14 protein-coding genes are annotated in these 10,663 nt (G+C 40.2%); all 14 read right to left on the bottom strand.

Translation table 11 applies throughout. From position 1 onward, the window contains the following. Nucleotides 1-254: hypothetical protein (locus WBG78_RS30450; RefSeq protein ID WP_337330326.1), on the bottom strand; the 254-nt coding region annotated here is incomplete at its 3' end. 203 nt (nt 255-457) lie between these two features. Further along, nucleotides 458-784 (bottom strand): ribonuclease E inhibitor RraB, encoded by a 327-nt coding sequence (locus WBG78_RS30445; protein WP_337330325.1) that lies wholly within the window; start codon nt 782-784, stop codon nt 458-460. Between the two features lie 773 nt (nt 785-1,557). Further along, nucleotides 1,558-1,842 carry a hypothetical protein gene (locus WBG78_RS30440; protein WP_337330324.1) on the bottom strand — a complete coding sequence of 95 codons (285 nt, stop codon included), beginning with the start codon at nt 1,840-1,842 and terminating at the stop codon, nt 1,558-1,560. Between the two features lie 17 nt (nt 1,843-1,859). Then, nucleotides 1,860-2,066, bottom strand: coding sequence for a hypothetical protein (locus WBG78_RS30435; RefSeq protein WP_337330323.1), 207 nt, complete (start codon nt 2,064-2,066; stop codon nt 1,860-1,862). A gap of 97 nt (nt 2,067-2,163) precedes the next feature. Continuing rightward, nucleotides 2,164-2,670 (bottom strand): hypothetical protein, encoded by a 507-nt coding sequence (locus WBG78_RS30430; RefSeq protein WP_337330322.1) that lies wholly within the window; start codon nt 2,668-2,670, stop codon nt 2,164-2,166. Nucleotides 2,671-2,807: 137 nt separating this feature from the next. Beyond that, nucleotides 2,808-3,200, bottom strand: a complete 393-nt coding sequence (locus WBG78_RS30425) for a DUF1428 domain-containing protein (protein ID WP_337330321.1) — start codon at nt 3,198-3,200, stop codon at nt 2,808-2,810. Nucleotides 3,201-3,706: 506 nt separating this feature from the next. Further along, the gene (locus tag WBG78_RS30420) at nt 3,707-4,063 is read right to left on the bottom strand and encodes a hypothetical protein (protein WP_337330320.1); all 357 of its coding nucleotides are present in this window, start codon (nt 4,061-4,063) and stop codon (nt 3,707-3,709) included. 192 nt (nt 4,064-4,255) lie between these two features. Continuing rightward, nucleotides 4,256-4,693 carry a hypothetical protein gene (locus tag WBG78_RS30415; protein ID WP_337330319.1) on the bottom strand — a complete coding sequence of 146 codons (438 nt, stop codon included), beginning with the start codon at nt 4,691-4,693 and terminating at the stop codon, nt 4,256-4,258. A gap of 873 nt (nt 4,694-5,566) precedes the next feature. Beyond that, complete coding sequence (locus WBG78_RS30410) at nt 5,567-6,664, bottom strand: amidohydrolase family protein (RefSeq protein WP_337330318.1); 1,098 nt, start codon at nt 6,662-6,664, stop codon at nt 5,567-5,569. A 564-nt stretch (nt 6,665-7,228) separates the two neighbouring features. Next, complete coding sequence (locus WBG78_RS30405) at nt 7,229-8,149, bottom strand: hypothetical protein (protein ID WP_337330317.1); 921 nt, start codon at nt 8,147-8,149, stop codon at nt 7,229-7,231. A 106-nt stretch (nt 8,150-8,255) separates the two neighbouring features. Next, on the bottom strand, nt 8,256-8,786 hold the full coding sequence (locus WBG78_RS30400; protein WP_337330316.1) for a hypothetical protein: 531 nt from the start codon (nt 8,784-8,786) through the stop codon (nt 8,256-8,258). Between the two features lie 572 nt (nt 8,787-9,358). After that, nucleotides 9,359-9,619: a hypothetical protein gene (locus tag WBG78_RS30395; protein WP_337330315.1), complete on the bottom strand. Its 261-nt coding sequence runs from the start codon at nt 9,617-9,619 to the stop codon at nt 9,359-9,361. Continuing rightward, nucleotides 9,604-9,840 (bottom strand): hypothetical protein, encoded by a 237-nt coding sequence (locus WBG78_RS30390; protein ID WP_337330314.1) that lies wholly within the window; start codon nt 9,838-9,840, stop codon nt 9,604-9,606. The genes WBG78_RS30395 and WBG78_RS30390 overlap by 16 nt, the downstream gene beginning before the upstream one ends. Nucleotides 9,841-9,999: 159 nt before the next feature. Beyond that, a complete protein-coding gene (locus WBG78_RS30820; protein WP_443092815.1) occupies nt 10,000-10,509 on the bottom strand; it encodes a DUF6438 domain-containing protein in 510 nt (169 codons plus the stop codon). Between the last annotated feature and the right edge of the window lie 154 nt (nt 10,510-10,663).

Genomic DNA, 10,663 nt, shown 5'->3' with positions numbered 1-10,663 from the left:
TTCTTGCCATTGTTTCCTAATTTAGTTGTACAAATCTGTTTTTCAGAATTTGCGCAGCTTATTAGGGGGCTAAGACAATATCTTTCTTGAGCGTCTTGACTTTTGGTCGACTTAAGGGACTTTTGAATAATTTCCCAAAACTTATCCTCGTCCAACATTTCGGCAGTTCTCACAAGTTGAATTGTATCAATTTGATTTTTTGATGTCTCGTCCAATTTTCCAGTCTTACCGAATAGTTTGTCAAATAGTCCCACGTCCTTTTGAATTTTAGTTTGTACAGTTTATTAATGTAAAGATTAGTATTGATGCTGTTAAGCTTTTCACTCCGTTAAATTGAGTTGGCACAAAACGTCTTTGCTGTATTACCCACAACGCTTACATATGCGCCGTCGCGGTTTATCCAAATTTAGCCAACAAACCGCAATAGCGTATATGTGGTGTTGTGAGCTGTTACGTCCTATTCGAATGCACCCCATCCATCATACTTCAAACCATGTTCATTTGCAAAATAAGTAAGGTATGACTCTATCTCTAGTATTTGCTTTTCCTCCAACTTCATTTGCACTTCCACCAAAATATCTGATTTGTATCTTCTAACGGTCCTGAACTCAATTTCATTCTCACCCAAGAAGGACTCAATCAAGTTCAATTCGAATGACGTGTTGGGATCAACAATAACAAATTCAACATCGTATGTCCTTTTTAGTCCGGGATCATTGCTCTTAAATCGCGCAATTGCATCATTGGTCGCTCGTATCTCTTGCTTATTTAGTTCGGCTTTCATTTGTCACCTTTGTGTTTGTAATTGCCCACAACGTTGGTACATATGACGTTGCCGGGCTTAGGAGCAATAAACAATGACGACAGGAATGTTTATTGCGACCCGCCAATCTGTCCCACGAAACCAAACGTTATTTGAAAACAAAACTACGAACTACTCCGAACCCCGGCAATGGCATATGCACTATGTTAGCGGTAGTTTGTCAGTGGAGAATCTTCTTTACAAGTTGGTCAAACTCGTCCCAATGGTAGGAATCTACATAGACGATCTCCTTGTCACCCGAAGTGATATAAAAAACATCATTTGCATTGCTCCCTCCTCGCCGTGGTCCTTTCGACAGCTTATACATCAATAAAATGTAATCTTCAATTGTCCTCCGAGAAGTGGAATCGATTGGCCTAATAATGTCGGGCAATCTTGTCCGAAACACATTCGGCTCAGAGCATTGAACTGAGTCCCTCATATATTTTATGACATATCCAGACTCCTTATATATCAGAATAGACTCATGATGTCCTCCCCATTCCCCACAGTCTGTATACTCGGCACGCAACTTAAGAGTGTCACCTACTCCCAAACGGTCAAGCGACGCCCATTGCGGCTGTCCAACTGTAGCAATGCAAATCGCCATAAAAATTACCAATAATAAGACTCTCATCTTCCTGACAATTAACGCTAACTCTTACATATGCGCCGTTGCAGTTTTCCTGGTAAACTAGCAACAAAAAGTGCATGGCGCATATTTTGTGTTAGCGGCAGACTAAATTCACTACTTTTCAGTTGTAGTCATCAATCGGAACTTCGCTCTTTCCAGGCAGCGTTTCCCCGGAAACGATATCAAATCCAACTAACTTCACACAATAAAGAAACGGAGTTTCTCCTTTACTAATTTCTCGAGTCAAAGCCTTCACAACAACTTTCTTGCGTTCTTCTAATAGAGTTTGCCTTTTGAAAACCTTAATGCGATTGTAATCCGAAGAGTCTAAATATAGTTTAACAAACGAATCATCTGCGATCTTTAAGTCAACGTAAGGTTTGTAGAGGACTCCTTTACTTTTCAAAAAATGCCAATTAGTAATCATTCGTTTGGTTCGATCGTCGGCAGTCTGAATATCAGCGGTGTCCACAATATTTTATTCGTAAGTATGACACTATCACTCAAATTGTAGAGACTTCCAAGACGAAATTCACTAAAAAACAAGTCTCCGGTAATGAGTTGCTCCTCCGTATTCTTTTCGCACGAGCCATACAATAGAACTAAAGTCAGAAAATATGGTATTCTCATATCTACTTAGTTTGCCGCTAACGCTGACATATGCGCCGTTGCAGTGTACCCATAAATCTAAACTGTAATGGGCGCATATATGATGTTGGCGGCTGCCTTAACACGGTGTCCAATATTGAAATTCAAAAAGTCGGCCATTCCGAAAGCGGAAAACCGCCCCGTCATCGCTGCTTTTGGAGTAAAGCAATATTGAATTGTCATCGCGAAGTTCTACAACAATTTCCTTCGCTCTTTCGCCAAATAAGCCAGCAAATTCGGACACCGTGGTCCTTCCAGTTAACTCACTTTTTAAATACATCAACTTTATGCTTCCGTCAGCATCAAAGTTTACATGCTCTAAATAGAAGGTTTTCTCCTTGTCGCTACCTATGTAGTTGAAGTTCGCATACATCAATTGATAATATGGACCACCTTCCTGGTCATTCGAAAAGAATCCACACTCATAGTTTGTCTCAATCCTTCTTCCTTGCCCAACTGCGCCTACAATTGCCTCCTTGGTGGTACTAAACTCTAGCCCCTTGAACTTTAGGTTTTTCAATTCAAAGTCAATCTGCTGTTCTTTGGAAATTGCTCCCAATAATAGAAGCAGTGCTATAAATCGCATATTGTTTTCGCGGGTTGCCGCCAACGTTCGCATATAAAGGGTGCCAACAGATCAAATTAATAATTAATCATCAAACTCTGCCGGCACGATTTATATGCATTTTTGTGTGCTGGCTTTTTTGAGTTATAATTTGTAGTCTATTCAACTTCACTGGTACGCGACAGAACGAGTGGTTGAAATCCTCCATATACCATTCTTCCAGCATCAAAAATCAACCTTTTCGGGTCGGTTAATGGAGCAACTAAATCCTTCATTCTTGAATCAGTGGGAACTTGCTTGTTAGCCCTATCACGAATCTTTTTGGAAGGAAAAACAACCCATCCAAATACAACTACTTCATCTTCTTTCAATTCCATTACCTCGATGAACGAACGTGTGCCTTCCAATCTTAAATCTTCTCCAACATACTCAAAGTATGCAAGTGCTCCATATTCTTTCCAAATTTCAGACACCTTTTCAGCCACGCTCTTGTATGCGTTCAGGTAAATCCGCGGGACTGGTAGTACAAATCCGTCAATGTAATTTTCCATATTATCAAGTCATGGTGTTTGTTTTGAGTTTGCACACAACGCTTGCGTATGAAACTTGCCAACACTCCAAAATAATAAAAATAGACAGTGCCGGCATGTTCTATACACGTTGTTAGCGCCAGCTATTTTTTAGTCCGCACCTAAATATTTTGTCATTCCGTTCGCTACGTCAACGCTAGCAAAGGAATGTTTTCCAAAAGTTACTTCAATCTTGTCCTTGGTCAATTTCAAATACCTAATCTCGGGTTTTCCAGCTGCCGGCTCTCCGCAAACTTTAATAATGTTAACAGTCCATTTAATTTTCTGTCCGATGTAAGCGGAGACGATGGAATTATCTTCTTTGTCGAGCGAGATAAACAAACGTTGACCAATTAAGAATGGTATTGTAAGTATTTTAATTGTCAGAGATCTCATTGTCCCAAACATAATTGGCGCAAACGTCTAGCGATAAGGCGTGGCGGCACACTGATATACAAAATTAAATATCAACCGTGCCGTCATGACCCTTATGGCTTTTGTTGTGTGTCCGTGATTTTTAGTCGCAAATGCTGGGCGAACACTATCTCTAGCCCATCGATGCCCAAATTGTCAAAATTTCCAGTCGGTTCGTAAGGAAAGTCGTCAGACGTTTTTGAATTCTCCAGCGACACACAAAAGTCCTTCTCCCCATAAGTCGAAATGTAAACCAAGTATTTCTCTTCGTTGTCTGCGAGTCCAATTGAATTCAAGTCTCCGTCCCAATGATCTTTGATCTTAAAATTGTTTTCTCCAAACTTCCCCGCGAGGTATTGAACTGCTGAAATAATTCTTTCGTCCTTATTTAGTCTTTCGTAGTCCATCATTGTCCAAAAACTATGGCGCATAACGCTTACATATGCGCCGTTTGTAGTTTACCCAAATATACCAACAAACTGCAATGGCGCATATGTGGTGTTGGGTGTAGTGCTTTAGTTAGTAATTTTCATCTTCTTTCGATTGCTTAATTCTTCGTTCACTCAATCTGTCAAATATGAAGCTCAGTGCATTGTTGGCGGTAGTTTGTAAACGGTTCTATCTTAATTCAGTCCGGTCGCGCAATCAATATGCAAGTATCTGCCTGTTTTGTCACCGCTTATGGAGAACCAGTTTTTCTCTCCAAAAGCGTTAGGGACTTCAACTAGTTGAAATTCCGAAGTCAAATTCTTTGCCTTGCAGTAAGAACCTTGATACATGATAGTTGTGTCACCTTTAAATTCGGCATACAGTTCAAAACATCCATCGTCAAATGGTCCAGCGTCTACGTACCATGGATTAATGTACGTCTCAGGCATAAAAAAAACATTTGTGTACTTTTCAGGGGCAAGGAACGTCCCATAGTTAAGCAGTATACATTTTCTCTCAATTCTGCTTATTCTAATTTCACCCGACTTGTCCGCAATGTATCTCGTGTCATTATAAGGGATGAACAATATGATTGCGATAAATACTAACAATCCAACTATCCGAATCTTCATAAGTTGATGCAAATTACCGCCAACGCTGACATATGCGCCGTTGCTGTTTATCTAAATATAAACACCAAACTGCAATGGCGCTAATATATAGGGCGTGCCGGGGTTTAGGAGGGTTTATAAATGGAGCGCAGCGGAATGTTAAACCCGACCGGCTTCGGATGCTCAGCATCGCATCACCACACGCTCTTTGAAAGGCAAGATTACCATTCGGCACGACCCCCCGCGCATGACTTATATATGGTGTTAGGTGCAGTGTTATCACGATGGTTGTTGGTTTGGCGTGAAAGGGGTCAAATAATATTGAGTCTCGCCAATCCTCGGTAGTACAGTATCCAATAGCTCTTTCAGCCAGATCATGTCATCCTCTTTTAAGGGGTCAATGTCAACGTCCAGTAACATTATCACACTACTATCGGAAAAATGATCTGTATACATGACATCAATAAATTCATTGCCCATCGTGTCAAACGCTTTTTGCGGATCTGATAGATTTTTGATCTCGATATATTTGTCCAACATTGTCCTCATAACATTGCACCTAACGTTCGTGCATAAGCAGTGGCGGGCTTAGGAGGGCTTGAAAATGGAGCGCAGCGAAATGTCAAGCCCGACTTACAGTCATAGTCCCAAGACACCGAACGTTTTTTGAAAACTAAAACTACAAATTTGCACTGAACACCCGCCATTGACTATGCACTTTGTTATGCACAGTGGCGCAGTCGACCGTTACAAAGCAGCACGGATGCCAAAGCTTGGGATGTGGGTTGAAGTTGCGCGGCTTTGACATTGGGGCTGCTATTCGAAGGACAAATCTTCGTTTCAGTCTGAGTCCAATTAATTGTCCGAAGAGTTTTGGTCGACTGTGTCAATGTCCTATTTGTCGAAAGATAGTTTTACTTTGTCAGTCAAATTTTTAATCTCACCTTCTGATAACCAAATTCCCCTAACCATGACTCCATTCTTATTTTTCAGGTTCTCAATGTCGTCCAGCGGGTTAGAGTTTAATAACAAAAGGTCAGCCCGTTTACCAACTTCAACTGACCCAAATTCAGTGTCCTTGTTCATGGCAAGTGCGGCATTGATGGTTGTCATCTTTAAGACCTCGTATGTTGGAATGCCAATTTCTGCCATAATCTTCAATTCTTGATGGAGCGCGTATCCTGGAATTAGTAGTGGCAGATTTCCCGCGTCTGTTCCGGCAATTAGTTTAGATTTTGAGTTGTATAAATTCAAAACACTTTTTTTAAGAGTTTCATTATTGCTTTCTCCGAATTTGTCAACTATTTCCATTACCTCTTTCGAATTATTGCTAATTCGCTTTTTCCACGTTTCTCTTAAAGCACTTGGAATCAACCCAGATGTCTCAGCGTAAGTAAACATCTCAGCTGCTCCTTTTCTTGACCAGTTCATGTAATGGTTATAAATGGTTGGACAATTCCAAACGTTAGCACTTGCCGTTAAGGATGCGTAATTTTCGGGTACACTTAAAGAAACTTGATTGTCTTTCCACTCAAAATATCCGTTAAGATGTTCAATTGAATTATGATTCAATTTTAATGCTTCCTCCAAAGTAATTTTATCTGGTAAGTGTCCGTCCACTAACATTCCTTGTTTATGAGCTTCATCAACTATTGCTGAATAAACTTCTTTTGTCAGCCCATCATAAACTTTAATAAAGTCATATCCGGCCTTCTTCTGGCCGACTACAATTTCTCTGCCTTGTTCTGGAGACGAAGCAAAAGCGAATAATCCGGAATTATCCTTTACTCCATCTATGATTGGACCGGATTGATAAATGTTTGGGGCAAGTATTTCATTTCTTTTTATTTTGTCCCTTAATTGAAGTTTTCCGGGCTCTCCACACATATCACGAACACTGGTCACCCCATTGATTAATAGCAATACCATCCAAGTATTCTTTAATGGATGCCTTTCAAATAAATGAACGTGCATGTCGGTAAGGCCGGGCATTAGAAGTTTACCCGTACCGTCAATGAGTGTTGCATTTGGATTTTGTATGTCAGTCCCGATTTTTTTGAATTATTCCGTTTTCTATTAAAACACTTTGGTTTTTTATCAACTCGGAGTCCTTCATTGTCAAGATGCTTACATTTTTAATTATATAAGTCTTGGGTTTAAACTGTCCTGATGATTCGGTCAGGATATTGTCAATTGCAGCCGATTCTTTTTTTGAAATTAATTGTCCGCTTGCAGTTAAGTAAAACAGAAACGCAATTGTCGTCATTGTCAACGGTCTAAGTTTTTTCATTAGTGTTTCTTCTTGTTAGTCTTTGTGCGTGGCAAAGGTTGGCTCTTTTGCTTGCTTTGGTGTCGCGCGGGAATGTGCGGCAAGCAAATGTACCAATGCGGGTGGCCACTACTTTGTCGCGCCATTGTGCATAACGTTTATGTATGAAACGTGGCTGGGCTTTCGAAGCGCATCACTGTCCCAAGACACCAAACGTAATTTGAAAAACTAAACTGCAAATTAACACTGAACCCCAGCCATGTTTCATACATTTTGTTAGCGCTCGTTTAATCAAGTCCCAATCTTTGTTTTAACTCTGTCGGCCAGTCAATAGTTACATATCCATTGTCAGCTGGCTCATTTGGAAATATGTCGAACTTGCCGTCATGGAACCAATAAAAGTCCATGGTTATATTTCCAGGGTCTTCGTCATAAAACTTTTTTGTCATCTCTGCTAAAACAACAATCACTTCCATCACCTGATTGTTCTCTATCGGGTGAATGAAAGCTGAACCTTTTGTCGGAACAGCCACGATGCTTCCATGTGTTCCAATTGTAAAATTGGCATTTCGTTCTAGTTCAATGATATAACTCGCTGAAAAATCTCCGCTGAAAAACATGTAAATCGGGAATTTGTCGGCTAGCAGTGATTCTTTAATATCTATGGATTCCTTGGATATATTAGCAAACCCAATTTCGAATAATTCTGTCTCGGACTTAATCCACTCACCAATGTTTTCTCTGCGCACAAAGTGAAATTGTTCGTTAAAGTCAAGTATCAGAAATGTGTAAGTCTCTGGCAGATCAACCCTATTTACATAATCGTCTACTTGGTCAGGTGTAAATGTTGCTTTTGGCTTTAAATAGACTTTGATGAATTGAGATGCGTATTCAAAGTCTTTATATAAAAAGTCAGTCGCAAATGGAATCTCTTTCTGTTTGTCAAAATGTTCATTGATACAAATTTCCCATTGTGATTTGCTGTTTTGTACTAGCAACCTTACTAAGTTGTCAAGGTAGAAGTGCTTTTCTTGGTCACCGTGTTCGACAACTATTTCTCCGTCCCCTATGCTTATGATTCTATAGTCATTTGTCGTCAGATATTTTTTGCATAACTCAACAACTGAGTTATAGTCCCTTTGATTAATAAGTCCATCGTAACTTGTCGGTAAGGGAAGTGGTTTTTCTTTCTTAAATATATTAAACATCTCTGTCCAGATTAAATGAGTGCCAACGCTTACATATGCGCCGTTGCAGTTTACCTAAATATAGCCAACAAAGTGCTATGGCGCATATGTGGTGTTGTAGGCCTTTTCACTTACTCACAAATTCCAACGTCCCACCGAAACAATCATTCTCGCCTGTAAGAATACCTCGGTTAAAAAACGAATGTGCGTAGAGTAACATCTCCTTGTCGTCAGTCGTTCTCATCTTCCACTCCTTATTGACCTGTCCAGTCAACTGGTCGATTTTAGTCGTTGCTTCGAATTCTTTTAAGTCGGTCATTGAATATCGATCAAGTCCTAAATTATTAATGGCCTCGAGGCTCTTGAATTTAAAAGCCCTTGTCCGGTTGTTGATAGCAATCTTCTCGGCTTTCCTTATTGAATTGTCGTCATAACCCAGATTGTATTCTCGATGGATTGCTCCAGCTAAAAAGTTGCCTTTCGTGCAAATCTCTCTAGTCTGTCCGGTGTTCACGTCTGTAACATGAATAACAACAAAATACTGAAACGTACTTTCGTTCTCAATCGCCTTCTTGTAGTTGTCATACAACTTCCCTTCGTCAATTGTCGTCCAGGAAGTCGAAACTGCAATTGTCAATATTATCAATAAGCGTGTCATAACCTGTACAGTAAAATCGCCTACAACGCTGACATATGCGCCGTTGCAGTTTATCTTAAATATGCCACCAAACTGCAATGGCGCATATGTGGTGTTGGCCGCTGTTATGCCGTCCGTATTTTTCTTTGATTGTATTGGTGTTTGTCACACGCTATAATTTGCACCGCCCCTTTCTGGTCACCAAGTCGGATTTCGTGCTGGCCCGTCAAGTCAATTGTCACAGTGCTTTTACTTATTAACTCAAGAGCCTGTCGAACCATGTTATAATCTTTCACTCCGTATATCTTCAGTTTGTCAATCGAGAACTCTGCTCCTTGTTTGTCACGAAGTAGGAATGTCAAGGTTATTTTCTTTTGAATTGCGTCAAATTCTGAACTGACAACCTCTGGTCTCTTATCGTCCCAAAGATTTACTTGTCCCATAACTGTAAAAATGATCATTACCTTAAGTCATCAATATCCTAGTCATAATTGCAGCCAACGCTGACATATGCGCCGTTGCAGCTTACATTAAATATAGCGACAACCTGCAATGGCGCATATGTTGTGTTAGCAGGCGTCTCTATCGGAGGTTCACTTGCCTCGATGGTCCAAGCTCATCCATCCCAATACATCAAATTTATTTAGGTTCGCATTATATTTTAAACGTATCCCTAGGTCTCTTTCGTCGGTATCGATCGTCAAAATACAATCCGCAATCAGTTCGGCAGCTTCATCAAAAAGTAATTCTAACTTTTCGCTGTATGAGTCTGACTTGTTTCTTTCTAACCAATAACGATAAATGCCGACGCGATCCCGTAGTGATGCTGCCGTCCATTCTATTTTTTTAGCCATTCCTTGACCAGCTGTTTGACCTCCGAGTGAGAATAAACTCGACCAGCCTTGGCATCCTCCAATCCCGCCTGAATCGATCTCATTTCGTCATCAGAAAGATTGTATATCCCCTCCATCTCCGACTCAGCGGTCACCAGACGATAAATCTCCTCTAAGACAACTTCATCCTCTATTGCGGTCAATTTTTTGATTATTTCCAACTTAAGCTCCGTCGCTGACATCTCGTATTTTTTAATCTTGAATATACCGAAAATTTACCAAACAAGCTTGCCGCTAACGCCTTGTATATAAAACGTACCGGCACTTCAAAATAATAAATTAAAATTAACTGTGCCGGCATGTTTTATTCTTTGTTGGCGGTTCGTGCGAATTACCCCACTCTATTCCTTGTCCTCAATTTGAAACATCTTATCTGTTCGTTGAGTGTTGGTCGATTCACAGATACTTCTTAGAAGAGAAATCAATTTGTCAGCCTCTCTTGGCGGAAACATTGATTTTAAAAACTTCCGTTTTCCATTATAGTAGACAATGATTGTCTTTGTCGAGGCGTCACAGCAATCCATTCCGTCAAATTGCAAATCATCAAGTCCAATATCTTCAAGTTCATTGACAAGTTCCTTGTATTGTCGGTCGCTTACTTGCCCCGTAAAGTATCCAATCCTTGAAGTGTCGGGGTTATTCAAGTCTGTATTAATGTCAGGTGTGTTGTCCACGTACTCAGAATGAAGTAGAAGTGTCCGGTTGCTGTCAATTTGTGAATGGTAAGCAGGACATGAACCGAAACAACGGGATGTATGAAAAATAATCTTGTCCAACTTTACCTTTTCATATCGTCTACACCCGTCAAATATTAAAATTGAAAGGCCTAAAATAATGAGTCTTAGCGTCACAGTTTCTTTGTCAATAGTTTGCTTTCTAATCGCACATATAGAGAAAGTCACAAGTCTTTTGTTTGAGCATGACCGCCAACCTTTAGATTGAATTCGTATTCACCATAATTATACTTTTGTAGGTAAGTGGGTAACCATTTCGGGTATACGTCCT

It is taken from the genome of Chryseolinea sp. T2 (assembly GCF_037203685.1).
Classification (GTDB): domain Bacteria; phylum Bacteroidota; class Bacteroidia; order Cytophagales; family Cyclobacteriaceae; genus Chryseolinea.
This window is presented reverse-complemented; position numbering and strand designations above follow the sequence as displayed.